The following is a 26767-nucleotide window of genomic DNA, read 5'->3' as shown; positions in this document are numbered from 1 at the left end:
ACCTATCCGATGCAGAAAACTCTTCTCGAGGTCAGAAACATAAGCAAGTCCTTTCCAGGCGTGAAAGCGCTCGAGGACGTCTGCTTTTCTGTGAAGGAAGGTTCGGTTCACGTGCTGTGCGGCGAAAACGGCGCCGGCAAGTCGACCCTGATGAAGATCATCAACGGCATTTACCAGCCCGATGGCGGCGAGACGCTGATCAAGGGCGAGAAGGTCGAGATCACCTCGCCAATCAAGGCGGGTGAGCTCGGAGTGTCGATGATCTTTCAGGAACTGAACTACACGCCTGAGATGACGATCGAGGAGAGCCTGTTCGCGGGGCGTTGGCCCAAGAAGCGGTTCGGTCGGATCGACTGGAAGACCATTCGGCAGAAGACGCTGCAACTGCTCAAGCAGGAAAACCTTTCCTACGATCCGGAGACCAAGCTTAAGGACCTGTCGATCTCCAATCTCCAGATGCTGGAAATCCTGAAGGCAATTTCGCGGGACGCCGATATCATCATCATGGACGAGCCTACCTCGTCCATCACGAACAAGGAAATCGAAATTCTCTTCGAGAAGATCGCCGACCTTCGCGCCCGCGGAAAGGGCATCGTCTACATCTCGCACAAGATGGACGAGATCTTCCGCATCGCCGACGAGATCTCGATCCTGCGCGACGGCAAGGTCATCGAAACCCGGCCGAAGGATCAGTTCGACATCGACTCGGTGATCGCCCTGATGGTCGGCCGCGCGCTCGGCCAGGGCTATCCGAAGGAAGAGGTTCCGATCGGCGAAGTCGTGCTCGACGTGGAGGACTTCAGCGGTCCGGCCGGATTCAGCAACGTCTCCTTCAACGTCAAGAAAGGCGAAATCCTCGGCTTTGCCGGTCTCGTCGGTGCTGGCCGCACGGAAGTGATGCGGGCGCTGTTCGGGCTCGACGAGCGGTTCGGCGGAACCGTCAAGGTTCACGGCGCACCCGTCAAGGTTCGCAACGTCCAGGACAGCATCCGCAATGGCGTCGTGATGCTGTCGGAGGACCGGCGCCGCTACGGCATCGTGCCGATCCGCGACGTCAAGGAGAACGTGACGCTCGCCTCGATGGACCAATTCTTCCAGAAGGGCCGCTTGAACGCGAGCAAGGAGAGAAACCGGGTCGAGGAGATCTGCAAGAAGATCAACGTGAAGATGGCGTCCATCGACGTACAGGTCAGTACCTTGAGCGGTGGAAACCAGCAAAAGGTCGTGCTGTCAAAGTGGATGCTGCAGGACCCGGATATTCTCATCCTTGATGAACCTACGCGCGGCATCGACGTCGGTGCGAAGTTCGAAATCTACAAGCTGATGACCAACCTCGTCAAAGAGGGAAAATCGATCATCATGGTTTCCTCCGAACTCCCGGAACTGATCGGCATGTGTGACCGCATGTACGTGATGGCCGAGGGGCGGATAACGGGCGAACTTGAGAGAGCCGAGTTCTCCCAGGAAGCAATCATGCGTTACGCGATGAACATGACCAGGAAAGCGGTCTGACCGCTGCGGTGAAACAAACAGTTAGCGCGTTTTCGGCAAGCCGGGGTTTGCCGGGAAGTGTTCCAGACGACGGGATGTAAAGGGGCGGAACATGAACAACCTGATGACAAGGGAGAAGTGGCAGACGATCAAGTCGCGATACTCCATTTACTTGGTCCTTATCGTGATGATCATCGTCTGCAATCTGCTGAACGAGAACTTCCTCTCGCCGCGAAACATCTCGAACATCTCGGCTCAGATTTCCGTCACGACGATCCTGGCTTTCGGTGAAACGATCCTGATCATCGGCGGCCTCCTGGACCTTTCCTGCGGCTCGGTGTTGGCGCTGGCCGGCGTCCTGTCGGTCTTTGTCTTCAAGGAGACCGGCTCGCTGTCCCTTGCCTTCGCCGTCGGCCTGCTCGTCGGCGTGCTCTGCAACTTCGTCAACGGCCTTCTCGTCCGACGCTTCAACATTCCGGCCTTCATCGCCACCCTGGCCATGATGACGGTGGCCCGCGGCATCGCGCTTCTCTTCACCAAGGGCCAGAACATCTACCAGATCGGCGATTATGTCTGGTTCGGACAGGGCAAGATCGGCTTCGTTCCGCTTCCGGTCTTCTTCATGATCATCGTCGGTCTCGTGACCTGGTACATCCTTGGGCACACCAGCTTCGGCCGCTCGCTCTATGCCGTGGGCGGCAACGAGGAGGCGGCCCGCGCCTCCGGCATCAACGTCGGCCGGATCAAGATCGGCGCCTACCTGATCAACGGTGCCTTCGTCGGCCTTGCCGGCATCCTGCTGATGGCCCGTACCAACGTCGGCGCTCCCAATGCCGGTCAGGGTTACGAGTTCGAGGCGCTTACCGCCGCCATCATCGGCGGAACCAGCTTCTCCGGCGGCCTCGGAACGGCCGGCGGAACCCTCGCCGGCGCCTTCATCGTCGGCTTCCTCAACAACATCATGAATTTGACCGGCGTCGACTCGTACCTGCAGCAAGTCATCAAGGGCGGCATCATTGCCCTGGCTGTCGGCTACGACATGTGGGCCAAGGTCAACCGCACCAGGAAGACCCTGGGTGCAGCCAAGCTACCGAATGAGCGAAAGGAGGCAAAAGCTTAGTGCGTTCGCTTTGGAGGAAACGCGGGGCCCATATCGATCGATAGCTGCCCCCTTAAGTAGATATCTTGGAGGAGATACAAATGAAGTTTCTGAAATCGATCCGTACCGTCACGGCCGTGGCCGCCCTTTGTCTGGCTGCGACGACGGTTGCTCAGGCCCAGAACTACAAGATCGCGTTCATCGCCCGCGCCCAGGCCGACTCCTTTGCCGCCTGGCTGGCCAACGGCATCATGGACGAAGTCAAGAAATACCCGGACATGACGGTCGACGTCATGGACGCCCAGGCCGACGACGCCAAGGAGAATGCGTTCATCGAAAACGCCGTCGCCAACAAGTACGACCTGATCATTGTTCAGCCGAACAACGGCGAAGCTCAGCGTCCCTATGTCGAGCAGGCCGTCAAGGATGGCGTCAAGGTCATCACGACGAACGCCCGCATCAAGGACATCCCCGGCTCGTCGTCGGTCGACGCCGATCCGTACGAGCAGGCTGCCGTGAACGCCCGTCTGGCGCTCACCCAGATCCCGCAGGGCGCCAATGTCGTCGTGCTGAACGGCCCGTCGGGCAACATGCATGCCGACATGCGCCGCGATGCCTGGCAGAAGGAGTTCTTCGACAAGCGCTCCGACGTCAAGATCGTCGGCGAGCAGATCGCGCACTGGAACAAAGAAGAAGCCATGCGCTTCATGGAAGACTGGGTGCAGGCCAACGACAAGATCGACGCCGTCGTTTCCATGAATGACAACATGGCCGCTGGTGCCCTGGAAGTCGTCAAGGACGATCCGAAGTTCGACAAGATGCTCGCCTACGGCGTTGACGGCACGGCTGAGGCCATGCTGCTGATCCAGTCCGGCCGCATGACGTCCACGGCGTTGCAGAACGCCTATGACCTCGCTGCCAAGAACATCAGCGTCGCCCATGACCTGCTGACCGGCAAGATCACCCAGATCGACACCGACATCGACTGCCCGCTGGTGACCAAGGACAACGTGGCTCAGTTCATCGAGATCCACAAGAAGTCGGGCGCCATCAAGTAATTGATGAAGTAATCGACAGACTGGGGCGGGACCGTCTTCCCGCCCCTTTTCGTTTGGATATCCCAGGAAATCGGGCTGCGGCCTTCCGGTATTGCTGACAGTTTGAGGTCACTTTCTCTGCTGAAAATGGCTGGATCGCCGTTTCGAGAGACTGGAGACCACGATGATCGTTCAAGCTTGCATCAATGGCGCGCGTCCTTTCGACTATCATCCGGCCCTGCCGCTGACGGTCGAGGCGATGGCTCGGGATAGCGCCGCCTGTGTCGCTGCTGGAGCGGCCGAGATTCACCTTCATGCTCGCGCCGCCGACGGTCGCGAAAGTCTCGCGGCCGTCGATGAGACGATCCGCCTTGTCCGACGCGCCTGTCCGGGAACGCTCCTCGGCGTGTCCACCGGTGCCTGGATCGAAAACGACCAGCGCCGGACGCGCGACTATATAGCCGCCTGGCGCGTGCTGCCGGACTACGCTTCGGTCAACCTCTCCGAGCCGGATGCCCCAGCGATCATCGGTCTTTTGCAAGGCATGGGCGTTGGCGTCGAAGCGGGCTTGGCGAGCATCGACGACGCCAAGCGGCTCGTTGCATTGCCTGAGTGCCGGCGCGTTCTTCGCATTCTGATCGAAATCGAAGAGCAGGAGATCCAGGCAGGCGAGGCCGTCGTCGATGGGATCGTGACGGTTCTCGGCGAAGCGGGATTGGCCCGGCCGATCCTCCTCCATGGGGCTGACGCGACCGTTTGGCACTTCGTCGAGTTGGCCCGTCAGCACCGGTGGTCCACTCGCGTCGGCCTGGAGGACGGTTGCCGCCGTGCAACGGGCGAGGTGGCCCGCGACAACGCTCAACTGGTGACGGACGCCGTCAGGATGATGGGGTAGTCTTGCGGGCGAGGAGACAGCGCCTCGCTCATGGACGGAGGGCGGCGCCAGACGAGGACCAAGCATGATTCTGCATCGAGGCCGCCTGATCGACCATATCCAGCTGAGGGCCAGGGATTTCCCCGCCACGGCGAAGTTCTACCGCGCGGTGCTCGGGGCTCTCGACTGCCCGCTTCTGGCGGACGACGATTGGCATATTGCCTGCGACGAGCTCTGGATCGACGCCTTGGGAGAGGACGAGAGCGAGGCGACGCACGTGCATCTGGCGTTTCAGGCGAACGACCAGGAGGCAGTCAAGCGGTTCTACCAGGCAGGACTCGCCGCCGGCGGTCGCGACAATGGCGGGCCGGGGATAAGGTCGTATCACCCCGGATATTACGCGGCCTTCCTGTTCGATCCGGACGGCAACAACGTCGAGGCCGTCTTCCAAGGCCCCGCCCCCCGCTCGGTGGCTTCCGTCGAGATCGACATCGGCGAATAGTCCCGCCTTCGTGAGCCTCGACCTTTTGTCAGATTAATGCGAGGCTCACCCCCGACAGATGCACTTTGAGGGGCGAAGGGAGAGACGGTTCATGGCCAAGCTACGTTGGGGCATTCTGGCGACGGGGTGGATCGCCGATCTCTTTGTGCAGGATCTGCTCGACAACGACATGGAAGTGACGGCGGTCGGCTCTCGGTCCATCGAGACGGCGGTCGCCTTCGCCACCAAGCACGGCATTCCCCGTTCGCACGGCAGTTACGAGGCGCTTGCCGCCGACCCGGAGGTCGACGTCGTCTATATCGCGACGCCGCACCCCTTCCATGCGAGCGCGGCCGAACTTTGCATTGCCGAAGGCAAGCATGTCCTGGTCGAGAAGTCCTTCACGCTGACCGGCGCGGAGGCCCGGCATTTGTTGGCTTTGTCCCGCGAGCATGACGTCGTCGTTCTCGAGGCCATGTGGACCCGCTTCCTGCCGCACATGGTCCGGCTGCGCGAGGCGCTGGCGAGCGGCATGATCGGCGAGATCCGCACGCTGGTGGCAACCCATACGCAGGATCTGCCCGACGATCCGAACCACCGTCTCAATGCGCTGGAACTCGGCGGCGGAGCATTGCTGGATCTCGGCATCTACCCAATCTCCTTTGCGTTCGACATTCTCGGACAGCCGAGGGAGGTGCTCGCGTCGGGGCGCCTGAAGGCGACCGGCGCCGACGCCGAGGTCTCGACCATATTCCGCTATGCGAACGGGGCCAGCGCGTTGACGGTGTCCGCCAGCGATGCCCCCGGCAGCAATCGCGCCGAGATCAACGGCACCGAGGGACACGTCGAGATCGACGGCGTCTGGTACGCGCCGACCGGCTTCCGGATTTACAACAGCGAGAAGAAGCTCCTCGAGGAGTTCAAGCCCGCCGCCATGAAAGGGCGCGGCATGCACTTCCAGGCCGTCGAGCTGGAGCGTCTTGTTGCCGCCGGCGAGCGGGTGAGTCCCATTCTGCCGCTGGAGCAAAGCGTCGCCATCATGGAAACGCTCGACGACATCAGGCGGCAGATCGGGGTGGTCTATCCCGGCGAAGCGAAGAAGCCCGGATGAGTCGAAGCTCGCCGGAACGAAAAGCGGCCGCGACACGGGGTGTCGCGGCCGCCGATTCTTTCGGGTGACTTGTCGTCAGCCGACGAAGCCCTCAAGGATGAGCACGCCGATCAGGCCGAGCACCGAGACGATGGTGGACAGAACCGTCCACGTCCCGAAGGTCTCCTTCATCGACAGGCCGAAGTACTCCTTGAACATCCAGAAGCCGGCGTCGTTGACGTGGCTGCAGATGGCCGAGCCGGCGCCGGTGGCCAGCGTCACCAGGGCGAGGTTGACGTTGTGCGTCGCCAGCATCGGGATGACCAGACCGGCCGTCGAGATGGCGGCCACGGTCGCCGAGCCCAGCGAGATGCGCAGCAGAGCGGCGACACCCCAGGCGAAGATCAGCGGCGAGGCGTTGGTGCCGGCGAACAGGTCGGCGACGTACTTGCCGACGCCGCCGTCGATCAGCACCTGCTTGAAGGCGCCGCCGCCGCCGATGATCAGCAGCATCATGCCGATGTGGCTGGCAGCCGAGGTGCAGGACGCCATGATGTCCTTGACCGGGATGCTGCGCTTGACGCCCATGGTCCACATGGCGAACAGCAGCGATACAACCATCGACACCGACGCGTCACCGACCAGACGGATGATGGCGAAGCCGGTATTGTCGGCAATGCCCGCTTCGCTGCGGATCACGGCGATGATGGCGGCGGCCGACATCATGATCACCGGCAGCATGGCCGTGAGCACCGAGATGCCGAAGGCAGGCGTCTTGTCGAGATCGAAGGTCTTGAAGGACCCGATGGCGTCGAGGTCGGCCTTCTTGGCAAAGCCCGACGGCACGATCCGCTTGGCGATGGCATTGTAGACCGGGCCGCCGATGATCACCGCCGGAATGGCGATCAGGATGCCATAGACCAGAACCTGGCCGATGTCGGCGCCGTATTCGCCGGCGATGACCGTCGGGCCGGGATGCGGCGGCAGGAAGGCATGGGTGGCCAGGAGCGCGGCGCACATCGGCACGCCGAGGTGCAGCGGCGACAGTTTCATCTGCTTGGCCATCGTCAGGACGATCGGCACCAGCAGCACGAGTCCGACTTCGAAGAACAGCGCGATGCCGATGATGAACGAGGCGACGACCACCGCCCACTGTACGTTCTTCTCGCCGAACTTCTCAATGAGCGTGACGGCGATGCGTTGGGCGCCGCCGGCGTCGGAGATCAGGCGACCCAGCATGGCGCCGAGGCCGAAGATCAGGGCGATATGACCGAGCGTGCCGCCAAGGCCGCTCTCGATGGACTTCACCACCTTGTCGAGCGGCAGACCAAGGGCCAGCGCGACGCAGAAGGAGACGATGATCAGCGAAACGAACGTGTTCAGTTTCAGTTTCATGATCAGCAGCAGCAACAGCACGATGCCGGCTACGACGATGACTAAAGGCATTTCCTCATCCCTTGGTTTGGCTTGCGTTGCCGGCCGGGCCGGCGAAGACAGCAGACCGCCCCCGCCGGAGCGGCTAGGTCGCCGCTCCGGTAGCTATGGTCCGCCGCGTTGTTCGGATGGACGACCGGCCCCCTCGGCCGCCGTGCCTTCCACATGCCGGCCCCGAGTGCCGGCAGTTTTATGGAGAAGAGACGCTGCCGCCCCTTCTCCGGTTTTAGTCAGTTCTTCTTGGCGGCCAGCGCTGCTCGGCCGGCTTCCAGCACTTCGATGATCCGGTCGGCGTCGTAGACGCAGCCCTGCCAGGTGCCGCCGCTCGCCGCCTGCAACGCCGCCCAGAGGCGGGTGTCGTCGGGCAGTTCGGCCTGCGGCGCCAGATCGGGGTGCGGCTGACGGGCAGCCAGAATGGCGGCGCCTTCCTCGGCACTGACCGGCTTATCCTCGGAGCCGAGGAAGTTCAGCGATCCGGTCAGCTTGCGGCAGTCGACCACCATCTCCACGACGTCGCCGTCGCGCAGCTTGCCGATGGGCCCGCCGGCCAGCGCTTCCGGTCCGACATGGCCGACGCAGGCGCCGGTGGACACGCCGGAGAAGCGGGCGTCGGTGATGAGCGCCACGTGCTTGCCGTAGGAGAGATGCTTCAGCGCGGAGGTGACCTGGTAGGTCTCTTCCATGCCGGTGCCGGACGGCCCCGCGCCGATCAGCACCATCAGATCGCCAGCGACGATCTTGCCGGACTTGATGGCGTGAATGGCATCGACCTCGGACACGAACACTTTGGCCTTGGCCTTGTGCCGATAGACGCCATCCTCGCCGATCACCGACGGATCGATGGCCGTCGACTTGATCACCGAACCTTCCGGCGCGATGTTGCCGATCGGGAAAGTGATGGTGGAGGTGAGGCCACGGGCAGCCGCCTTGGCGGGCGGCATGATCACGTCGTCGGGGCTGACGCCGTCCTGCTTCTCAAGCATGTCGCGGAAGCGGCGGCGGCGTTCGGAGGTTTCCCACCAATCGAGGTTGGCGCCGAGCGTTTCGCCGGTCACGGTGAGAACGTCGAGGTTGAGAAGCCCGAGCGCCCTGAGGTGCAGCATCACTTCCGGCACGCCGCCGGCCATGAAGGCGCGAACGGTGGGGTGATAGACCGGGCCGTTGGGGATGACGCTGACGAGGCGCGGCACGCGACGGTTCACCGCCGTCCAGTCGTCGACCGTCGGCATGGGGAGCCCGGCGGCGTGCGCGATGGCCGGCAGATGCAGCAGCAGGTTGGTCGAACCGCCGAAAGCGGCATGCACCACCATGGCGTTTTCGATCGCCTTCGACGTTACGATGTCCTTGGTGGTGATGCCGCGCTCTTCGAGCTGCAGCACCGCGCGTGCCGACTGGCGGGCAACTTCCAACCAGACCGGCTGGCCGGACGGAGACAGTGCAGAGTGCGGCAGGGCAAGGCCGAGACCCTCGGAGATGACCTGCGAAGTGCCGGCCGTGCCAAGGAACTGGCAACCGCCGCCGGCCGATGCGCAGGCACGGCAACCGAGCTCGCTGGCTTCGTCCAGCGTCAGCTCGCCATTGGCGAAACGGGCGCCGATGGTCTGAACCTTGCCGGCGTCCTCGCCCTTGGTCGGCATCAGCGTGGCGCCGCCGGGAACGAGAATGGTCGGCAGGTCGCGCTGGGAGGCCAGCGCCATCATCAGGGCCGGCAGGCCCTTGTCGCAGGCCGCGAGGCCGATGACCGCCTTGCGCACCGGCGTCGAGCGGATCAGCCGACGGAAGACGATGGCGGCGTCGTTGCGGTAGGGCAGGGAGTCGAACATGCCGGTGGTGCCCTGCGTGCGACCGTCACAGGGGTCGCTGACATAGGCGGCGTAGGGAACGCCTCCGGCCTTGGCCACCTCGCGCGCCGCCGCCTCGAACTGAAGCGGCGTCTCGTAGTGGCCCGTGTGCAAGCCGAGGGCGATCGGCTTGCCATCCTCGCCGCGGATGCCGCCGGTGACGCCGATGACCAGCACTTCCTTGCCGTTCAGCTTCTCCGGTTCCCAGCCCATGCCGGCGTTGAGGGTCATGCCGAAAATATCGCCGCTCGGGCGGTTGATCAGCATGTCCGGCGTCAGCGGCAGCTTGCCGGCGGGACCAGGAGCATTGGTTGCCGCGACATAGACGGCTTCGTTGCTCTCGTCGTAGATTTCCTTGATGGACATGGGCGCCTTCCTCCGACGGTTGGTTGATTATTTGACGAGACCGGCCTGCTTCAGCAGATCGGCGAGGCGGGCCAGCTTGTCGGCGGACAGCGGGCCGGCGGGCGGCAGGCAGTAGGTGGAGATGTCGAGGCCGGTGAGGCGCATCGCCTCCTTGACCACGTTCACGAAGGGCGTGTCGAGAGCGTACATCGACGGAAGGCGGATCAGGCGGCTGTGCAGTTCCACCGCCTTGGCGAAATCGCCGGCACGGAAAGCCTTGTAGATGCCGATGGAGAGTTCCGGCGCGAAGTTGCCGCTGGCCGAGATGACGCCTGCGCCGCCCAGCATCAGCGTGGTCAGCAGGTGGTCGTCATAGCCGGCAAGAACCTGGAAGCCGGGCTGAACGGCGCCGACGACGTTGATCATCTCGCGGATGTGGCCGATGGAATCGATGGTCTCCTTGATGCCGACGACATTGGACGCGGCCTCGACCACCGACTTCACGAAAGCCGGCGTCAGATCCTGACCGGTCAGGAAGGGGATGTTGTAGAGCAGAACCGGCAGCTTGGTGGCGGCGGCGATATCGGTGAAGTACTTGAGCAGCCGCGGCTCGGTGACCTTCCAGTAGGAGGGGTTGACCGCAACGATGCCGTCGGCGCCGATGGCTTCGGCGTGGACGCTCAGTTCAATGGCCTCGCGCGGGTTGTTGGAGCCGACGCCGATCAGCACCTTGGCGCGTCCAGCCGTCTGCTTCACCGCGAACTCGGCCACCGTCTTCCGCTCGGCGGTGGTCATCTGGGAGAACTCTCCGCCGGTGCCGCAGATGAAGAGGCCATCAACGCCGGCGGCGATCAGCTTCTCGATCACCAGCGCCTGGCCCTTCGGGTCGAAAGCGCCTGCCTCGGTGAAGATGGTCGACACTGGCGGAATGATGCCTTCGAAACGCGTTGCAGCCATTGGAAACTCCTGAACCTTACGTCTAGGCGTTCTACATTATAGAACGATGTTTTATAATGTCGTACGTTAACGACGGCTCGCGGACCGGTAAATCCGGGATGCTGTGTAGGCAAAGACCCGCATGATCAGGAGTTTCAGGGGCTTCCAATGGTTATGTTGTTGTCGCAAAACGGGAAATCGATATGCCGAGCAAGAGCGTCATTGCCGCGCTTGTCCGTCCCGATGGCGCCGATGTCGTCTTTCCGCTCTTGGATTGGTCTCGTCGGAGCACTAATCGAACTGAAATCAAGACTCGCAGGGTTCGGTCCTGCCGCTGGAGTTGTCGTGAGATGCCGCTGATTCAGGCTGTGGAGCGCGCCCTTAACATTCTCGAACTGTTCAGCGAGCAGAAGGTCGAGCTCAATCTGGCCGAGATCAGCCAGATGACGGGAATGCACAAAAGCACCCTCCATTCGCTTTTGAAGACCCTGCAAGCCCAAGGCTATATCGAGCAGACGGGTGCCAATGCTCCGTACCGCCTCGGCGTGAAGCTGCTCGAACGCGGGTATTTGGTGCAGCGATCGCGCGATTTCATCGCCGTCGCGCGTCCCTATCTCGAAAGCCTGTCGGAGCGAACCGGACAGACGGTCCACCTCGGCGTGCTCGACGGCAAGTCGGGCGTCTACGTCGACAAGGTCGAGGGAACGCGGTCGATCATCGTCTATTCCCGAATAGGGCGGCGCATGCCGATCCACACCACGGCCATCGGCAAGGTGCTGCTGGCCTTCCAGTCGCCAAGCTTCATCGGCAAGACGCTTGACGGCTATGACTTCTCAACGTCCACCGAGAACACCATCACCCAGCGGGACGTCTATGAAGCGGCACTCGCCAGGGTGAGGACGGATGGCTTCGCCGTCGACGAGCAGGAAAATGTCCGTGGTTGCCGGTGCGCTGCCGTCCCCATCTGGGGCCACGATCGCAAGCTGGTGGCCGCAATCTCCATATCGACGGTCGTCGAAAATGTGTCGATGGATGAGTTCAAGTCGTTCATCGAACAGCTGAAGACCACGGGCGCCAGCGTCTCGCACGACCTCGGCTACTGACCGGCGAAATGTGCATGCGAAATCGCCGGCCGCTCATTCGGCGGCCGGCGATCTTCGGGGTACAACTAAAGCGGGATCATCTTCACCGACGTTGAGGCGTCAGCCGGCTTTGGCCGCCTTTGTTGCCTTGGCCCACCAGACCAAATCGTCAAGGGCCGCCTTCGCGGACGGCAAAAGGTTGGCCTCGATATCCTCGACCGGCTTGTTCGCCCCCATCGGCGACACGGCCATGAAGTCGCCGCCGCCGATATGAACGGCGCTGCGGGTCGGCACCATCTGCAGCTCGATGCCGATCAGACGCAGATGCTCGATGGCGCGTCCGGCTCCCAGGCCGCCATAACCGATGGCGGTGAACGGCTTTCGATTCCACTCGACATAAGCCTGATCGAGAGCGTTCTTGAGAGCGCCCGTAATCGAGCGATTGTACTCGGCGACGACGAAAATGTAGCCATCGAAACGGGCGATGGTCTGCTGCCAGCGGATCGCTGCCGGATCCTCGCTGGGCATCCACAGGTTCGATGCCTTCTCGGCAAAGAACGGCAGGGCATAGTCGCGCAGGTCGACAAGCTCGACCTCCATGTCGTCTCGGGCTTGGGCTTGCTTGAGCATCCATTGTGCCGGCTTGTCGGCGAAGCGGGTCGGGCGCGTGGATCCGATGATAAGGGCGATCCGGGGCTTATGAGACATGGTGACCTCATCTATGTGCGTATTAATAGGTAAGGACCTTACAACTAGTACGCGCTCTTACAAGGGGCACCTTCGGGTATCGGCCAGCCCAAGGGAGCCGCCGGCCCACGGTCGCGTCAATCTGGCGGCAAGGCTGCGCTGAAAGCGGGCCGCGTTGCCGATCTTGAAAGGCCCCATCTTGGACGCCTGAGGCCATCGGGTCGAGATAGGCCACCGCGCAACGGCCCGACAAGGACTGGGCTTGTTGGCCGGGCAAGTCTCTCAGCCGAGAGCCGTCGCCCCCTCTTCAGCCGTGCCGACGGCTCGCCGCAGCACGCCGAACAGGCGCCTGTCGCTGCTTTCGTCGCTGGGCTCTGCCATAGCCTGTCGGCGGGTTTCCCACTCTTCCGGGGGAACGAGCACGTCGAGGCGGCCGGTTGCCACGTCAAGCCTGACCAGATCGCCATCTTGGACGCGCCCGATCGGTCCTCCACGCGAGGCTTCCGGCGTCACATGGATGGCCGCCGGCACCTTGCCGGAGGCGCCGGACATGCGGCCGTCGGTGACGAGCGCTACCTTGCGGCCTCGGTCCTGCAACAGGCCGAGCGCCGGGGTCAGCTTGTGCAACTCGGGCATGCCGTTGGCCTGCGGCCCCTGGAAGCGGACGATGGCGACGAAGTCCTCGTCGAGTCCTGCCTTGAAGGCGGCGAGAAAGGCTTCCTGCGAGGCGAAGACACGTGCCGGCGCCTCGACGGTCTGATGCTCGGCCGCGACGGCCGACGACTTGATCACCGCCCGCCCGAGGTTGCCGGTCAGGAGATTGATGCCGCCGGTCGATTGGAAGGGGGATGCAACCGACCGGACCACGGTCTCGTCGGCGCTGGCGAGGGGCGTTTCGGTAAAGACGAGCATCCCGGTGACGTCGAGCTGAGGCGTGCGTTCGTAAGGCGCCAGACCTGTGCCGAGCACGGTGAGAGCATCGTCGTGCAGCAGGCCGTCGCGCCTGAGTTCGCGCACCAGGAAGGGCACGCCGCCGGCATCGCGAAAGCCGTTGACGTCCGCCTTGCCGTTCGGATAGGCGCGCACCAGAAGCGGCGTCGCCGCTGAAAGGGCGGAGAAATCGTCCCAATCGACAATGAGGCCGGCGGCGCGGGCCATGGCGATCAGGTGAATGGTCAGGTTGGTCGAGCCGCCGGTGGCGCACAGGCCGACGATGCCGTTGACGAAGCTGCGGGCATCGAGCAGCCGGCCGATGGGTATGCTGTTCTCCCCCGTGCCGGCGATGGCGACAGCCCGGGCGACGGCAGCGCGGGTCAAGGCATCGCGCAGCGGTGTGTCCGGCGCAACGAAGGCCGACCCCGGCAGCATCAGCCCCATGATCTCCATCAGCATCTGGTTGGTGTTGGCGGTGCCGTAGAAGGTGCAGGTGCCGGGCGCGTGATAGGACTTGGCCTCCGCCTCCAGAAGGTCGGCGTCGGTTGCCAGGCCGGCGGCATAGGCCTGACGGACGGCATTCTTCTCGGCATTGCCGAGGCCGGTCGGCATGGGGCCGGAGGGAATGAACATCGTCGGCAGATGCCCGAAGGCCAGGGCGCCCATGACGAGGCCGGGGACGATCTTGTCGCAGATGCCCAGCATCAGCGCGGCGTCGAACATGTCGTGCGACAGGGCGACGCCCGTCGACATGGCGATGACGTCCCGCGAGAACAGGCTGAACTCCATGCCGGTGCGACCCTGCGTGATGCCGTCGCACATGGCCGGCGCGCCGCCGGCCACCTCGGCAACGGCCCCGAGCCGGCGCGCTTCGGCGCGGATCAGTTCCGGATAGCGTTCGTAGGGGCGGTGCGCCGAAAGCATGTCGTTGTAGGTGGTGACGATGCCGAGGTTGATCGCCTCCCCGCCGGCAAGCCGCTGCTTGTCGTCGGCCGGGCAGGCGGCAAAGCCGTGCGCGAGATTGGAGCAGGGCAGGCGATGGCGAGCCGGGCCTGCGGCACGGATCGCATCGCGCGCCCGTTCGATGCCGTCGAGATAGGCGGTGCGGCCCGTTCGGCTGCGTCGCTCGATACGCTCGGTGACGTCGGCGATGATGGAGCGGACGGTCATGTGCGTCTCTTTTCCTTGCTAGCCCCCGGCGCGTCGAGCCGCGCCATGATCTCGTCGACAACGGTCGCCGGCGGCGGCGCGATATCGACGACGATGGCATCCGTCGGTTCTTCCAGCGTGGCAAGCTGGCTCGCCAGAAGATTGGGGTTCATGTAGTGGCCCTTGCGCGCCTTGAGCCGGCCGGCGATCGTTTCGGCACTGCCCTTGAGGAAGGCGAAGACCACGTCGTCACCAGGCGACAGGACGTCGCGATAGGCCGCCTTCAGGGCCGAACAGGCGATCACGCGGCTTTCTCCGGCCGCCTTCCAGTCGTCGATGGCCTGTCGGAGCGCCTTCAGCCACGGCCAGCGGTCGTCGTCGGTCAGCGGAATGCCGGCCCGCATCTTGTCGACGTTGGCGGCGGGGTGGAAGTCGTCGGCATCGGAGAAGCCGCAGCCCAGGCGCTCGGCGAGCAACTCGCCGACCGTCGTCTTGCCGCTTCCCGACACGCCCATGACGATCACAATCATTGGTCTCTCCCTGCCGCGTTTCAGCGGGGGGCTTTCACCCTCACGTCATACATACGGCCGGCGTCGATGACGGCAAGCCTGCCGCCCTCAATGCGCTGACCATCGATCTCTACCACCTGCTCGGCGATGCCGTCATCGCGCGAGAACGTCACGTTGAACGTTGCGCCGCGAAGATGCCGGGTGAAGCCAAACGTCTGCCAGGACGAGGGCACCTGCGGCGCGATCACCGCGCCCTTGCCGTCGCCGCGCACGCCGCAGAGCTGCTCGATCACCATGCGGTAGACCCAGGCGACGGTGCCCGTGTTGAACAGGTTGCTGGAGCGGCCGGCGGTGCGGGGGAACTGGCGATAGGCGCCCCGATAGTAGTTGGGAATGTAGAGTGGCAGCTGACCGCGCGCGGCAATGTCCTCCCGGTCGGGGTTGGTCATCATGGCGCGCAGCACGTTGAAGCCTCGGTCGCCTTCGCCGACGTGATACAGCGAAGCGGCATAGAAGGCGGCGGCGTGGTTGTAGACGGCACCGTTCTCGGCCACGCCGGGCCATTTCTGGGTGAGGCGTCCGATATCCTCCCGCATGGCGGTGAACGAAGGCGCCTGGATTTCGACGCCATAGGGCGTGACCAGTTGTTCGTCGATGGCCTTCAGCATCCGCGTCTTGCGGTCCTCGTCGGCGGCGCCGCACAGAAGCGCCCAGCTCTGAGCGTTGAGGAAGATGCGGCCTTCCGTGTCGGTCGACACGCCGAAGACCACGCCGTCGTCGGTGATGCCGCGGCCATACCAGTCGCCATCCCAGAGGTGGCGGTTGATCCGTTCGACAAGAGCGTCCGCCTCTGCCTTCAGCCAACCGGCCGTATCTGCATCGCCTTCGGCGGCGCAGACCTCCGACCACAGCGACATGGCATGGCTCGACGCCTCGGCCAGCCAGCCGGAGACGCCCTTGCCCTTGTAGCCGACCATGTTCATTGGGTCGCACCAGTCGCCCTGCTCGATGTAGGGCAGTCCTCGTTCATCGACCGCCGCGGCGAGGAAGCGCAAGGCGCGCGTGACGTGCTCGCGGACGCTGGCCGGTGCGGGATCGTCGGTCCAGGCCACCATCTCGTCCAGGATCGAGTGGTCGCCGGTCTCGTCGAGGTAGGCCTTGGCGGTGATGACAAGCCAGACGCCATGGTCGGTATGCGGCACCTGGTTGATGAACTTCAGCTCGGCGTCGGGCCGCAGCAAGATGCCGTCGGGCATCTTGCCGCTCACATGCTGCTGGCTGACCGCGTGCAGGATGACGGCGCGCGCCGCTTCCGGCCGGATGAACAGCATGCCCAGCGCGTCTTGCAGGTAATTGCGGGTCTGGGGGTCGGTGGTCAGGCGGTTGGTATCGCCGTGGTAGAACACCTGGCGCGGCAGCCAGTGATTGACGACGTGGTTGAACGTTTCGTCCGGCGACTGGACGTTCAGGCAACTGCGGCCGCCATCGACCACGTAGGCATGGTAGTCCCGGCGAACCTGCTCGATGTCGCCATCGAGATATTTTGCCTTGAGCGCGGCGATTTCTGCCTCGTCCTTGGCCGGGCCGAACACGAAACGGAAGTCCTCGCTTTCACCACCGGCGATGGTCAGATCCCACTGCATGATGCAGGCCGGGATCTCATAATAGGCTTCGCCGTCACGAAGATGGCCGCCGTCGGCCAGTGCCGAGGGAGCATGCAGGCCGCCTTCGCCCTCGAAAGCCTGCTGCGCCACTTCGAAATGATCGGGGCGGCGGCTGGCGGCGAGGAAGGTGATGTCCTTGAGATGCTGGTTTTTGAAATACTGCTCGATCTTCTGATAGGGCGTGACCGAGGTGCAGAGCACGGCGTTGAGATCGGCGTCGAAGTGTCCGCCCAGGTTCATCCAGGACATGAAGCCGACCGGAAAGAACGGCACGAAGGACAGATTCTTCGGCGCGGTCATCGTGTTGGTGATCTTCACCGTCCAGAGCTCGGCGACGTCATCGACCGGCAGGACGAGGCAAAGCTCGACCCGAACGCCGTCCTTCTCGATCAGCCAGCGGATGTCGGACAGGCCCGGCTCGAAGGCGAAGCGGTCAAGCTGGGCGCGCACCGGTTCGTAAGGCGCTGAGAACAGCTCCCCCGTGTCGTTGTCGCGAACGTAGAAGAAGCGGCCGGGATGATTGGGATAATAGCTCTGCTCCGGCAGCATGAAGGTCGGCGCGGGAATGATCGGCGGGTGCGCGTATTTGCGCGGCTCCGGATCCATGTACTGGCTCACGGCATAGCCGCGGCTGTTCATCTGGATCATCATCCGGCGATTCCACAGGTAGCCGGCCGAGTTGGGCGCCAGCGTCGGGTCGTCCAGGTGGAACCGGGTTCCGTTGTCGATGAAGGAAGGCATTGAGGTCTCTCGGAAGGGATGGCCACACATGGGTCGGAGCGCGCGTCGATCTAGGAACGGAACGGTCCCGTCGATTGCCGCACGGAAAGTGAGGGCTCGAAGTGTTCCTGGTAGGGCAGTTCGAGGCCGTAGGTGAGGTTGAGGAGCTGATGGCAGGCCGACTGGCTCATCTCTTCGATCGGCGCATGGATCGTGCTGAGAGCCGGAGCGGTGTAGGGCGTGAACTCGACGTCGTCATAGCCGATGATGGACACGTCGCCCGGTACCGAAATGCCGCGTTTGTGCAGTTCGGCGATGAGCACCATCGCCACCTTGTCGTTGCCGCAGAAAACCGCCGAATAGTCGGCGCCCGAAGCCAGCAGCGCCGCGACGGCCTGCTCGCCGCCGGCATAGGAGAAGGCGCCTTCGATGATCCGCTCCGGGGCGACGGGATGCCCGAGCTTGGCCATCTCGTCGAGAAACGCATGGTGGCGCTCTCGGGCGTCCTGCGCCGAAAGCCGACCGGTGATGGTCGCCACGCGGGTATGCCCAAGTTCGACGAGGTGCCGGGCCGCCAGGCGGCCGCCGAGGTCGTGATCGATCGAGAAGGATCGGCCGACCAACTCTTCGGTGTGGTGGTTGATCACCACCACGTTGGGAAACTTCTCGGCGTATTTCGCCAGCTCGAACTCGCTCTGCAGGGAACTCGAAATCAGGATGCCGTCGCAGTCGCGATTGATGAGATAGTCGAGATGGGCGAGGCGGTCCTCGTTCGACTGCGCATCCTCGGCGTTGGCGAGGATCATATGCTTGCCGTGCAAGCGAAGCGCGCTTTCGATCGTTCGGATCATCATGTGGTAGTAGGGCCCTTCGAGCGACGGCACCCATACACCGATGAGGTCGGATCGGCGCGATGACAGCGATCGCGCCATGCTGTTCGGCCGGTAGTTGAGCTGCTCGATGGCCCGGGCAATCTTCTCAGCCGACTTGCGGGAAACGGAACCGGTTCCAGAAATGTATCGCGAAACGGTTCCGGACCCCACGCCGGCCAGCTTTGCCACGTCCTTTACCGTCGCCATTTCGGAACTCCGATCACCCAATCTCCCAGCACAATAGCAATTATCCTTTTGTTTTTAAATGAGAGAAAATCGATACCCACCGATTGCGCATTTCTCCTGCCCTTCTTTTCTCGCAAGGTGCATTGACAAAATCAAGCCTCTTAGTTCAAAAATGGAACCGATCCCACTTTTGGATCAGGAGCCCTTGTCATCCAAGGTCGGGCCGGCCGGAACGCCTTGGCGCTACCCGTTTGGGAGGAATCATGATCGGAATGAAGCAAATGGTCGCCGTGTCGGCGATCGCCATTGCGGCGGCGACGGGAGTCGCGAAGGCGGAGGAGCCGCTGAATGCCGAAGTCATCCATTGGTGGACGTCCGGTGGCGAGTCCGCCGCCATCAAGGTGTTCGCCGATGCCTTCGATGCCGCTGGCGGCAAGTGGGTCGACAACGCGGTTGCCGGCGGCTCGGCCGCCCGTAGCGCCGCCATCAACCGCATCGTCGGTGGCGATCCCTCGACGGCCGCGCTGTTCAACACCTCGCGCCAGTATCACGAGATCATTGGCGAGGGTCTTCTCAACGACATCGATGAAGTCGCCAAGAAGAACAACTGGGACAAGGTTCTGCCGGCGCCGATCGCCAACGCAGTCAAGGTCGACGGCAAGTACTACGCCGCGCCGGTAAACATCCACATGCCCCTGTGGATCTGGTATTCCAACGCCGCCCTCAGCAAGGCCGGCGTCGAGAAGCCGCCGGAAACCATGGAAGAGTTCTTCGCCGCTCTCGACAAGCTCAAGGCGGCCGGCATCACCCCGCTCGCTCTCGGCGGCCAGCGCTGGCAGGAGAACTCGCTGTTCTCGGCGATGCTCACCAACGTCGGCGGCGGCGCCCTGTGGAAGTCCGTCTACGGCGACAAGGACGAAGCGGCGATCCGCTCGCCGGAGTTCCGCAAGGTCGTCGAAACCTTCATCAGCCTGAAGCCCTATGTCGACCAGGCCTCGCCGGGCCGCAACTGGAACGACACCACCGCGCTTCTCATCAAGAACGAGGCCGGCTTCCAGGTGATGGGCGACTGGGCCAAGGGCGAGTTCAAGCAGGCCAACAAGGAAATCGGCAAGGACTACGGCTGCATTCCGGGCCTTCGCCCCGACTCGCCCTACGTCCTCGGCGGCGACGTCTTCGTCTTCCCGAAGACCGATGACGCCGAGAAGGTGAAGGCTCAGCATCTGCTGGTCGAGACCATGACCAATCCCGACGTGCAGGTGAAGTTCAACAACCTCAAGGGGTCGATCCCGATCCGCGCCGACGTCGATGTGTCGAGCCTCGACGCCTGCGCCCAGCTCGGCATGAAGATCATGTCCGATCCGGCCCGCCAGGCTCCCGATGCGTCCCAGATGATGGAAGAGTCCGTGTACGGCTCCGTGCAGGACATCGTCACCGAACTCTGGAACTCGCCGATGACCGTCGATCAGGCCGTCGAGCGCTTCGAGAAGGCCCTCAAGGGCTGATCTGCTGCAAGATGCGGGAAGACGGTCGTCCGTCTTCCCGTCATTTCCTAGGGAGGAGCACGTGGGAGCCGAACTTTCCCGGCATGTGAAGCGCAACCTGGTTGCCTACATCGCCCTGCTGCCGATGGCCTTTGTCGTCATCTTCGCCTATCTCGGCACCATGGCCTGGTCGGTCCGGCTGTCGTTCTCGAGCTCGAAGCTGCTGCCGAGGTACGACTTCGTCGGCGCTGCCCAGTACCTCACCCTGTTCGATACGCCGCGCTGGATGACCTCGCTGGGCAACCTCGCGATCATCGCCTTCTTCTTTCTGCTGATCTGCTTTCTGCTCGGCACCCTCCTGGCGATCTTCATCGACCAGAATGTCCGCGGCGAAAGCCTGTTCCGCACCGTGTTCCTCTACCCCTACGCCATGTCCTTCGTGGTGGCGGGTCTCGTCTGGCAGTGGGTCCTCAATCCGGATCTCGGCATCCAGCACACCATGCATGGCTTCGGCTTCACGAGCTTCGTTCTCGACTGGGTGGTCAACCCGAAGATGGTGCTCTACGCCATCATCCTGGCCACCGTCTGGCACGGCGCCGGCCTCGTCATGGCGCTGATCCTCGCCGGTTTGCGCGGCGTCGATACCGAGATCTGGCGGGCAACCCGCATCGACGGCATCCCCGCCTGGCGCGTCTACGTTTCGATCGTCCTGCCGATGCTTCGGCCGATGATCATCACCTCGCTGGTGCTGCTGTCGATCAGCATCGTCAAGATGTACGACGTCGTCGTCGCCATGACCAATGGCGGTCCCGGCACGGCCAGCGAAGTGCCGGCCAAGTTCATCATGGACAATCTGTTCGAGCGCGCCAACATCGGCCTCGCCACGGCAGCGTCCACGGTGATGCTCGTCACGGTTCTCCTGGTCATGGCGCCCGTCATCTACTCCCAGTACTTCCGCAAGAGTGGGAGGATGTCCTGATGTCTCAGGCAAAATCGGCTACCGTCCGCAAGCGTCCGCTCACCTACCAGGAAGTCTGGGGACGCGTCGGCATCTACAGCTTCCTTGGCGTATTGGCGCTGTTCTTCCTGCTGCCGCTCTACGTGATGCTCGTCACGTCGTTCAAGAGCATGGAGGAAATACGTCTCGGCCTGATCTTCTCGCTGCCGCAGCAGTTCAGCATCGATGCCTGGGTGAAGGCATGGACGTCGGCCTGTACGGGCCTTGAGTGCACCGGCCTCCAGGTCGGCTTCGGCAATTCCGTGAAGATCCTGGTGCCGAGCGTCGCCTTTTCCATTCTGTTTGGCGCCCTCAACGGCTACGCGCTGTCCTTTTGGAAGGTGAAGGGCGCCAACGTCCTGTTCGCCTGCCTGCTGCTCGGCTCGTTCGTCCCCTATCAGGTGTTCATCTACCCACTGGTCCGCTTCTACGCCCAGACCGGCATCTATGGGTCGCTGCCCGCCATCGTCATCACGCACATCATCTTCGGCATGCCGGTGATGACGCTTCTGTTCCGCAACTACTATTCGGGCCTGCCGGTCGAGCTGTTCAAGGCGGCGCGCATCGATGGCGCCGGATTCTGGAAGATCTTCGTCTCGATCATCCTGCCGATGTCGATCCCGATCGCCATCGTCGCCGTGATCATGCAGGTGACCGCCATCTGGAACGACTTCCTGCTCGGCCTCGTCTTCGCGGGTCGCGACAACCTGCCGATGACTGTCCAGCTCAACAACATCGTCAACACCACCACCGGCGAGCGCGCCTACAACGTCAACATGGCGGCAACCGTGCTCACGTCGCTGGTTCCACTCGCCGTCTATCTGGTGTCCGGCCGTTGGTTCGTGCGCGGCATCGCCTCCGGTGCCGTGAAGGGTTAAGCCATGAGTTCAGTCTCTCTGCAAAATCTGGAAATCAGCTACGGCAACGTGGCGATCGTCAAAAGCCTCGACCTGACGATCCAGGACGGCGAGTTCCTTGTCCTTCTTGGTCCTTCCGGCTGCGGCAAGTCGACGTTGCTGAGCGCCATCGGTGGGCTCGTCGACGTCAGCGGCGGCCGCATTCTATTCAACGACAAGGATGTCACCTGGACCGATCCCAAGGATCGCGGCATCGGCATGGTGTTCCAGTCCTACGCGCTCTATCCGACGATGAGCGTCGAGCGAAACCTGTCCTTCGGGCTGCGCATCGCCGGCATCGACCGCGCGATCATCGAGAAGAAGGTGAAGTGGGCGGCGGAGCTCCTGCAGATCACCCACTTGCTCGACCGCAAGCCATCGGCCCTCTCCGGCGGTCAGCGACAGCGCGTCGCCATCGGCCGCGCCTTGGTGCGCGACGCCGATATCTTCCTGTTCGACGAGCCGCTCAGCAATCTCGACGCCAAGCTCCGGGCCGAATTGCGCCTTGAGATCAAGAAGCTGCATAAGACGCTGAAGTCGACCATGATCTACGTGACCCACGACCAGATCGAGGCACTGACGCTGGCCGATCGCATCGCCGTCATGAAGGACGGCATCATCCAGCAGCTCGACACGCCGCTCAACGTCTACAACAAGCCGGCCAACGAGTTCGTCGGCAGCTTCCTCGGCTCGCCGGCCATGAACAAGGTCGAGGGGCAGTTCGTCGCGGAGGGTGAGCGCCTGTTCTTCGCCGCCGGTGCGTTTCGCCTGGACGTCAGCCGCTACCCCTTTGCGCAGGCGGTGGAAAGCGGACGAAAGGTCGTGCTCGGTCTCAGGCCGGAACACATCCTGCCCGCCAAGGACGGTGCTCAGGTCATTGAAGGAAAGGTATCGCTGATCGAGCCGATGGGCAGCAGCATTCTGGCCTGGTCCACGTTCGACGGCGTCAGCCTGTCGCATCTCGTGGGGCAGGACGACGGCTGCGAGGCGGACCGCACCTTCCCCGTCAACATCGACGTCCAGAAGGCGTCCTTCTTCGATGTGGATACCGGCTGGCGGCTCTGAAGCGCTCGCCAGCAGGCGCCGGCTTATGAAGTATCGTGCCGACCGGATGGAAACATCCGGTCGGCACGCGATTTAGCGAGGATTGTATCCCGACAGGCGCGAGATCTCGTCGGCGGTGGCCATGACCAGCGGTGCAAAGGAGAAGAGCCTGTCGTCGGTCATCCGGCTCGCCGGGCCGGACGCGCTGACGGCTGCGAACACGCGGCCCGTGACGTTGCGAATCGGCGCCGCGATGCAGCGGATCAGCGGCTGGTGCTCGGCGTTGTCTATGGAATAGCCGCGCTGGCGTGTCGCCTCGAGATCGGCGGCCAGAACATCCGGATCGGTAATCGAGTTCGGCGTGAACGGGCGCAGGCCACCGCGCACGATCTTGGCCAAGACTGCACTGTCCTGGTAGGCAAGCACCGCTTTCCCGACGCCCGTGCAGTAGGCCGGCGATATCGAGAGCGCGGTCGTCCAGTTCACGCGGCCACTGCCCGGCTCGATGTGCTCCACCGATATGACGTTCGTTCCGTCGAACACGCAGAGGTGCGAGTCCTCGCCTGTCGTGTCCATCAGTCTCTGCACCAGATGGCGAGATCGCGAGAATATGTCGAGGTTGGCGAGCACGATGCTGCCGAGCTCGAACAGGCGGATGCCCATGCGATAGCGATCGCGCTCGTGGTCCTGCTCGAGGAGCTTGACCTCTCTCAACGATGTGACCAGCCGATGGGCGGTCGTCTTGGGTATGCCGCACCGCACGGCGATGTCGTTGAGCGTCAGCGATTGCTCGTAGACCGAGAAGCAGTCCAGCACGGCCATGAGCTTCTGCATCGACTTCAGCGAACCGCGATCGTCGCTTCTCTTCTTCTGCGCGCTCGCGCCGGTGGTCGGCTCGGCTGTCTTGTCGTGTCGTTCGGCTGTGGTTTTCATCATGTCGTTCCGTTGCCCACGGGCTTTCAATGATCCCGCGTGGGATCGCGTGTCATAGCGTTAAATCGTAGCGAGCCCGATTGACAAGAGATAACCCGCGTTCTAGAAGATTATTCCGAATAGCGGAATGAAAATCCGTAATGGGGATGCTCGGTATCGGTCTCCAGAACGGGTTTCAGGCGCGGTTCCAGGCGACACGAACTCCCCCAGTCCAGCCGTTTGCGAACCGAAGGTAAGCAATGCGGTCCAGTTGTGTGACATGTAGTTCTCAGCTGGGCAGAAATTGTGCACGTTATGAATCGAGCCGATGGAGGAAAATGTGAGCGGATCGAACAAGCAGCGGGATGAGCTTAATGAAAAGCTGCGCTCAAACAAGACGACCTATGGTGTAACGCTCTATAGCGGTAGCTGTGCCGGTGTTGAAATCGCTGCCAACTGGGGCCTGGACTTCGCCTTCATTGATGCGGAGCACACGCCGGTCAATATTGACTCGCACATGGAGAAGCTCGTTCTGGCCGCTCGGGTCGGCGGCATCGCGCCGCTGGTGCGGGTTCGCGGCACCAATGAATGGGACATTCGCAAGACGCTGGAGATCGGCGCCGCCGGCGTGATCATTCCGCAGGTCGGGTCGGCCGCCGAGGCGCGGCAGATCGTTCGTGCCGCCAAGTTCCCGCCGCTTGGTCGGCGCGGAGGAGACGCTTCGGTTCGCTCCGCCGGATTCGCTGGCCCGGGATTCCAGTGGTCGAGCTACATGGAGAGCGAGAATAACAACACGCTCGTCATCCCCATGGCGGAAAGCTACGAGTTCTTCGACAACATTGATGAGATTCTAGATGTCGAGGGCATCGATGTCATCAATTTCGGGCCTGCCGATTACTCGATCTCCCGGCGCATCTCGATCGACTATTCAATGTCGAACCCCGAGGTTAACGACAAGCTCGACGAACTCATCGAGAAGTGCCATGCCCGCGGAATCAAGGTGATGGCGCCCTGCATCCCGCCCGACAAGGAAAGCGCCCAGCGCCTCGCCCAGAAGGGTGTCGACATGATCATCATGGGCAACGACATCATGTTCCTCAATCAGGGCTTCCGCGCCGTCCGCGCCGCGCTCGACGGCTGATCGCCGGCACTGTCTTCCGAAATATGGAACGCGAGGTCCAGCCAATTGGCGGGAGCGGCCGGAAAGGCTGCTCCCGAAGGGCCCCCTCGTCTCCTGCCGAGGGGCGGGCCGAAATCCGATCGCGGCAATGATCATCAGAAAAATCAACAGGATAGTCTCAAATGACGGAACTCTTTAGCGTGAAGGACCGCGTGGCGGTCGTGACCGGCGGCCTTGGCCAGCTTGGAACGCAGTTCAGCAAGTCGCTGGCCGAGGCCGGCGCCAAGGTGGCGATCTTCAGCCGGCGCAGCTTCAGCCGCGAGCAGATCGCGGAGAAGTTTCCGGGTCTTGAGGATCGTATTCGCGTTTATGTGGCGAGCGTTACCGACAAGGTCGCGCTGCAGCAGGCGACCGAGCAGCTGATTGCCGATTGGGGCGTTCCGCACATACTGGTGAACAACGCCGGCATCGACTCCAAGCCGTCGGGATCGGCCGATCAGAACAGCCCCTTCGAGATCTATCCCCAGGAGTACTGGAACGAGATCATCGATACCAACCTGACCGGCGTGATGCTGTGCTGCCAGGTCATCGGGTCTCCCATGGCGGCGGCCGGGCGCGGCTCGATCATCAACGTCGGCTCGATCTACGGCATGGTGTCACCCAACCAGGCCCTGTACGCCTACAGGGAGAAGCGTGATGGAAAGCCGTTCATCAAGGCGATCTCCTACGCGGCCTCCAAGTCGGCATTGCTCAACCTGACGCGCTACCTCGGCACCTACTGGGCGACCAAGAAGGTCCGCGTCAACCTGATCTCGTTCGGCGGCGTCAAAACGGCGAACTTCGACAAGGAGTTCATCGAAGCCTTCCTGGAGCGCGTGCCGATGCGCCGGCAGGCCGAAATCGACGAGTACAACGGTGTCATCCAGTTCCTCGCATCGGACGCCTCGTCCTACATGACCGGCTCCAATGTCGTGGTCGACGGCGGCTTCACCGCCTGGTGAGCCCGTCCGCGGCAAGCCGCGGGGTCGCCGTTCTCCCCCCGAGGGCGGAAGGATACTCCCACGTCTGGCGATGCCCGACGATCCTCCCGTCTTGACGACCCCGCGGCGATTGCCGTGGCCGATCTGCTGCGGTCGAGTTTCTTCAAGGGTAAAAGATCATGACGAAGTTCAATTATGACGACACCGATTGGGATGCGATCAAGCGCTTGTCGAAGTGGTATTCGGGCGATGTGCACGACAGCCTCGAGCAACTCGGCGGTCGCGGCTACCTGCCGGGCATTTCCCTGCAGGGGGCGTTGAAGGCTGGCGAGGTGGTCTGCGGGCCGGCGGTGACGGTCCAGTTCGCACCGAGCCAGCGCCGCAATCAGCCGCAGGACGTCTATCACAATGCCATCGACAACGTGCCCAAGGGCGGCATCCTCGTGGTGGATTCGAGCTGTGCCGAAGGCTCGTGCTCGGGCGAACTGATGTCGACCGGCGCCAAGACGGCCGGCGCGGTGGCCACCATCGTCAACGGCACTGTGCGCGACCTGGCCCAGGTGAGGGCGCTCGGCTATCCGCTGTTCGGGCGCGCGCCCAGCCCGGTTTCGGTCTCCGGCAAGATGGAGCCTAGGGCTTCGCAGGTCGAGCTGGTGATCGGCGGCATCTCCGTTGCGCCGGGCGACGTCATCTTCGCCGACGTCGATGGCGTCGTCGTCATACCCAAGGCCATGGTCAAGGCCGTTGCCGACAAGGCGGACGAAGTCGGCGCCATGGAGGGGGCTGCTCGCGACCGTATCCTGAAGGGCGAGCGTTTGCAGTCTATCTGGCCGGTTGCCTCCACCTACAATTGAAGGCGCCGACGGCGCCTGACCCCGGCCATGCTGTTGCCTTGAACCACAAA

The 26767-nt window shown here is 63.0% G+C and carries 23 protein-coding genes; 14 read left to right on the top strand and 9 right to left on the bottom strand.

Annotated features, from left to right (window positions below; genetic code table 11):
* The first annotated feature begins 9 nt into the window (after nt 1-9).
* The 6 genes from QQZ18_RS10870 to QQZ18_RS10845 all read left to right on the top strand — a co-directional run bounded on the left by QQZ18_RS10870 (nt 10) and on the right by QQZ18_RS10845 (nt 6093).
* Nucleotides 10-1512 (top strand): sugar ABC transporter ATP-binding protein, encoded by a 1503-nt coding sequence (locus QQZ18_RS10870; protein WP_284540900.1) that lies wholly within the window; start codon nt 10-12, stop codon nt 1510-1512.
* A gap of 91 nt (nt 1513-1603) precedes the next feature.
* Nucleotides 1604-2611: an ABC transporter permease gene (locus QQZ18_RS10865; RefSeq protein ID WP_284540899.1), complete on the top strand. Its 1008-nt coding sequence runs from the start codon at nt 1604-1606 to the stop codon at nt 2609-2611.
* Between the two features lie 80 nt (nt 2612-2691).
* A complete protein-coding gene (locus tag QQZ18_RS10860; RefSeq protein ID WP_284540898.1) occupies nt 2692-3648 on the top strand; it encodes a sugar ABC transporter substrate-binding protein in 957 nt (318 codons plus the stop codon).
* Between the two features lie 163 nt (nt 3649-3811).
* Nucleotides 3812-4522: a 3-keto-5-aminohexanoate cleavage protein gene (locus tag QQZ18_RS10855; RefSeq protein ID WP_284540897.1), complete on the top strand. Its 711-nt coding sequence runs from the start codon at nt 3812-3814 to the stop codon at nt 4520-4522.
* 64 nt (nt 4523-4586) lie between these two features.
* The gene (locus tag QQZ18_RS10850) at nt 4587-5003 is read left to right on the top strand and encodes a VOC family protein (RefSeq protein WP_284540896.1); all 417 of its coding nucleotides are present in this window, start codon (nt 4587-4589) and stop codon (nt 5001-5003) included.
* A gap of 91 nt (nt 5004-5094) precedes the next feature.
* Nucleotides 5095-6093, top strand: a complete 999-nt coding sequence (locus QQZ18_RS10845) for a Gfo/Idh/MocA family protein (RefSeq protein ID WP_284540895.1) — start codon at nt 5095-5097, stop codon at nt 6091-6093.
* Between the two features lie 75 nt (nt 6094-6168).
* Here the strand turns inward: QQZ18_RS10845 and QQZ18_RS10840 are convergent, their stop codons facing one another.
* The 3 genes from QQZ18_RS10840 to QQZ18_RS10830 all read right to left on the bottom strand — a co-directional run bounded on the left by QQZ18_RS10840 (nt 6169) and on the right by QQZ18_RS10830 (nt 10649).
* Nucleotides 6169-7518: a gluconate:H+ symporter gene (locus tag QQZ18_RS10840; protein WP_284540894.1), complete on the bottom strand. Its 1350-nt coding sequence runs from the start codon at nt 7516-7518 to the stop codon at nt 6169-6171.
* A gap of 218 nt (nt 7519-7736) precedes the next feature.
* Complete coding sequence (locus QQZ18_RS10835) at nt 7737-9713, bottom strand: YjhG/YagF family D-xylonate dehydratase (RefSeq protein ID WP_284540893.1); 1977 nt, start codon at nt 9711-9713, stop codon at nt 7737-7739.
* 27 nt (nt 9714-9740) lie between these two features.
* Nucleotides 9741-10649: a dihydrodipicolinate synthase family protein gene (locus QQZ18_RS10830; protein WP_284540892.1), complete on the bottom strand. Its 909-nt coding sequence runs from the start codon at nt 10647-10649 to the stop codon at nt 9741-9743.
* A 329-nt stretch (nt 10650-10978) separates the two neighbouring features.
* Here QQZ18_RS10830 and QQZ18_RS10825 point away from each other — a divergent pair, with 329 nt between their 5' ends.
* On the top strand, nt 10979-11731 hold the full coding sequence (locus QQZ18_RS10825) for an IclR family transcriptional regulator (RefSeq protein WP_284540891.1): 753 nt from the start codon (nt 10979-10981) through the stop codon (nt 11729-11731).
* A gap of 99 nt (nt 11732-11830) precedes the next feature.
* On the opposite strand, the gene QQZ18_RS10820 is transcribed toward QQZ18_RS10825, so the two are convergent.
* From QQZ18_RS10820 to QQZ18_RS10800, 5 genes are all read right to left on the bottom strand, one after another.
* Nucleotides 11831-12418, bottom strand: coding sequence for an NADPH-dependent FMN reductase (locus tag QQZ18_RS10820; protein ID WP_284540890.1), 588 nt, complete (start codon nt 12416-12418; stop codon nt 11831-11833).
* 261 nt (nt 12419-12679) lie between these two features.
* Nucleotides 12680-14500: a phosphogluconate dehydratase gene (gene edd, locus QQZ18_RS10815; RefSeq protein ID WP_284540889.1), complete on the bottom strand. Its 1821-nt coding sequence runs from the start codon at nt 14498-14500 to the stop codon at nt 12680-12682.
* A complete protein-coding gene (locus QQZ18_RS10810) occupies nt 14497-15009 on the bottom strand; it encodes a gluconokinase (protein WP_284540888.1) in 513 nt (170 codons plus the stop codon). The genes edd and QQZ18_RS10810 overlap by 4 nt, the downstream gene beginning before the upstream one ends.
* 20 nt (nt 15010-15029) lie before the next feature.
* Nucleotides 15030-17393 carry a GH36-type glycosyl hydrolase domain-containing protein gene (locus QQZ18_RS10805; RefSeq protein WP_284540887.1) on the bottom strand — a complete coding sequence of 788 codons (2364 nt, stop codon included), beginning with the start codon at nt 17391-17393 and terminating at the stop codon, nt 15030-15032.
* A gap of 50 nt (nt 17394-17443) precedes the next feature.
* Nucleotides 17444-18451 carry a LacI family DNA-binding transcriptional regulator gene (locus QQZ18_RS10800; protein ID WP_284540886.1) on the bottom strand — a complete coding sequence of 336 codons (1008 nt, stop codon included), beginning with the start codon at nt 18449-18451 and terminating at the stop codon, nt 17444-17446.
* 242 nt (nt 18452-18693) lie between these two features.
* Between QQZ18_RS10800 and QQZ18_RS10795 the strand changes: the two genes are divergently transcribed.
* The 4 genes from QQZ18_RS10795 to QQZ18_RS10780 all read left to right on the top strand — a co-directional run bounded on the left by QQZ18_RS10795 (nt 18694) and on the right by QQZ18_RS10780 (nt 22872).
* Nucleotides 18694-19935 (top strand): ABC transporter substrate-binding protein, encoded by a 1242-nt coding sequence (locus tag QQZ18_RS10795; protein ID WP_284540885.1) that lies wholly within the window; start codon nt 18694-18696, stop codon nt 19933-19935.
* Between the two features lie 61 nt (nt 19936-19996).
* Complete coding sequence (locus tag QQZ18_RS10790) at nt 19997-20893, top strand: carbohydrate ABC transporter permease (protein WP_284540884.1); 897 nt, start codon at nt 19997-19999, stop codon at nt 20891-20893.
* Nucleotides 20893-21789 carry a carbohydrate ABC transporter permease gene (locus QQZ18_RS10785; RefSeq protein ID WP_284540883.1) on the top strand — a complete coding sequence of 299 codons (897 nt, stop codon included), beginning with the start codon at nt 20893-20895 and terminating at the stop codon, nt 21787-21789. Before QQZ18_RS10790 ends, QQZ18_RS10785 begins: the two co-directional genes overlap by 1 nt.
* Before the next feature lie 3 nt (nt 21790-21792).
* Nucleotides 21793-22872, top strand: coding sequence for an ABC transporter ATP-binding protein (locus QQZ18_RS10780; RefSeq protein WP_284540882.1), 1080 nt, complete (start codon nt 21793-21795; stop codon nt 22870-22872).
* A 72-nt stretch (nt 22873-22944) separates the two neighbouring features.
* On the opposite strand, the gene QQZ18_RS10775 is transcribed toward QQZ18_RS10780, so the two are convergent.
* Nucleotides 22945-23787 (bottom strand): IclR family transcriptional regulator, encoded by an 843-nt coding sequence (locus QQZ18_RS10775; protein WP_284540881.1) that lies wholly within the window; start codon nt 23785-23787, stop codon nt 22945-22947.
* Nucleotides 23788-24103: 316 nt separating this feature from the next.
* Between QQZ18_RS10775 and QQZ18_RS10770 the strand changes: the two genes are divergently transcribed.
* The 3 genes from QQZ18_RS10770 to QQZ18_RS10760 all read left to right on the top strand — a co-directional run bounded on the left by QQZ18_RS10770 (nt 24104) and on the right by QQZ18_RS10760 (nt 26717).
* Nucleotides 24104-24904: an HpcH/HpaI aldolase family protein gene (locus QQZ18_RS10770; protein ID WP_284540879.1), complete on the top strand. Its 801-nt coding sequence runs from the start codon at nt 24104-24106 to the stop codon at nt 24902-24904.
* A gap of 161 nt (nt 24905-25065) precedes the next feature.
* Nucleotides 25066-25884, top strand: coding sequence for an SDR family oxidoreductase (locus tag QQZ18_RS10765; RefSeq protein ID WP_284540878.1), 819 nt, complete (start codon nt 25066-25068; stop codon nt 25882-25884).
* Between the two features lie 158 nt (nt 25885-26042).
* The gene (locus tag QQZ18_RS10760; RefSeq protein ID WP_284540877.1) at nt 26043-26717 is read left to right on the top strand and encodes an RraA family protein; all 675 of its coding nucleotides are present in this window, start codon (nt 26043-26045) and stop codon (nt 26715-26717) included.
* Nucleotides 26718-26767: the final 50 nt, after the last annotated feature.

Origin of the sequence: Pleomorphomonas sp. T1.2MG-36 (assembly GCF_950100655.1) — a bacterium.
Lineage (GTDB): Bacteria > Pseudomonadota > Alphaproteobacteria > Rhizobiales > Pleomorphomonadaceae > Pleomorphomonas.
The sequence above is the reverse complement of the archived record's forward strand: the minus strand, read 5'-3'. Positions and strand labels throughout refer to the sequence as shown.

Excerpts from the sequence above, each read along its gene's own strand:
- QQZ18_RS10870 (WP_284540900.1), top strand. The coding sequence starts at position 10 with ATGCAGAAAACTCTTCTCGAGGTCAGAAACATAAGCAAGTCCTTTCCA.
- QQZ18_RS10865 (WP_284540899.1), top strand. The coding sequence starts at position 1,604 with ATGAACAACCTGATGACAAGGGAGAAGTGGCAGACGATCAAGTCGCGA.
- QQZ18_RS10860 (WP_284540898.1), top strand. The coding sequence starts at position 2,692 with ATGAAGTTTCTGAAATCGATCCGTACCGTCACGGCCGTGGCCGCCCTT.
- QQZ18_RS10855 (WP_284540897.1), top strand. The coding sequence starts at position 3,812 with ATGATCGTTCAAGCTTGCATCAATGGCGCGCGTCCTTTCGACTATCAT.
- QQZ18_RS10850 (WP_284540896.1), top strand. The coding sequence starts at position 4,587 with ATGATTCTGCATCGAGGCCGCCTGATCGACCATATCCAGCTGAGGGCC.
- QQZ18_RS10845 (WP_284540895.1), top strand. The coding sequence starts at position 5,095 with ATGGCCAAGCTACGTTGGGGCATTCTGGCGACGGGGTGGATCGCCGAT.
- QQZ18_RS10840 (WP_284540894.1), bottom strand. The coding sequence starts at position 7,518 with ATGCCTTTAGTCATCGTCGTAGCCGGCATCGTGCTGTTGCTGCTGCTG.
- QQZ18_RS10835 (WP_284540893.1), bottom strand. The coding sequence starts at position 9,713 with ATGTCCATCAAGGAAATCTACGACGAGAGCAACGAAGCCGTCTATGTC.
- QQZ18_RS10830 (WP_284540892.1), bottom strand. The coding sequence starts at position 10,649 with ATGGCTGCAACGCGTTTCGAAGGCATCATTCCGCCAGTGTCGACCATC.
- QQZ18_RS10825 (WP_284540891.1), top strand. The coding sequence starts at position 10,979 with ATGCCGCTGATTCAGGCTGTGGAGCGCGCCCTTAACATTCTCGAACTG.
- QQZ18_RS10820 (WP_284540890.1), bottom strand. The coding sequence starts at position 12,418 with ATGTCTCATAAGCCCCGGATCGCCCTTATCATCGGATCCACGCGCCCG.
- edd (WP_284540889.1), bottom strand. The coding sequence starts at position 14,500 with ATGACCGTCCGCTCCATCATCGCCGACGTCACCGAGCGTATCGAGCGA.
- QQZ18_RS10810 (WP_284540888.1), bottom strand. The coding sequence starts at position 15,009 with ATGATTGTGATCGTCATGGGCGTGTCGGGAAGCGGCAAGACGACGGTC.
- QQZ18_RS10805 (WP_284540887.1), bottom strand. The coding sequence starts at position 17,393 with ATGCCTTCCTTCATCGACAACGGAACCCGGTTCCACCTGGACGACCCG.
- QQZ18_RS10800 (WP_284540886.1), bottom strand. The coding sequence starts at position 18,451 with ATGGCGACGGTAAAGGACGTGGCAAAGCTGGCCGGCGTGGGGTCCGGA.
- QQZ18_RS10795 (WP_284540885.1), top strand. The coding sequence starts at position 18,694 with ATGATCGGAATGAAGCAAATGGTCGCCGTGTCGGCGATCGCCATTGCG.
- QQZ18_RS10785 (WP_284540883.1), top strand. The coding sequence starts at position 20,893 with ATGTCTCAGGCAAAATCGGCTACCGTCCGCAAGCGTCCGCTCACCTAC.
- QQZ18_RS10780 (WP_284540882.1), top strand. The coding sequence starts at position 21,793 with ATGAGTTCAGTCTCTCTGCAAAATCTGGAAATCAGCTACGGCAACGTG.
- QQZ18_RS10775 (WP_284540881.1), bottom strand. The coding sequence starts at position 23,787 with ATGATGAAAACCACAGCCGAACGACACGACAAGACAGCCGAGCCGACC.
- QQZ18_RS10765 (WP_284540878.1), top strand. The coding sequence starts at position 25,066 with ATGACGGAACTCTTTAGCGTGAAGGACCGCGTGGCGGTCGTGACCGGC.
- QQZ18_RS10760 (WP_284540877.1), top strand. The coding sequence starts at position 26,043 with ATGACGAAGTTCAATTATGACGACACCGATTGGGATGCGATCAAGCGC.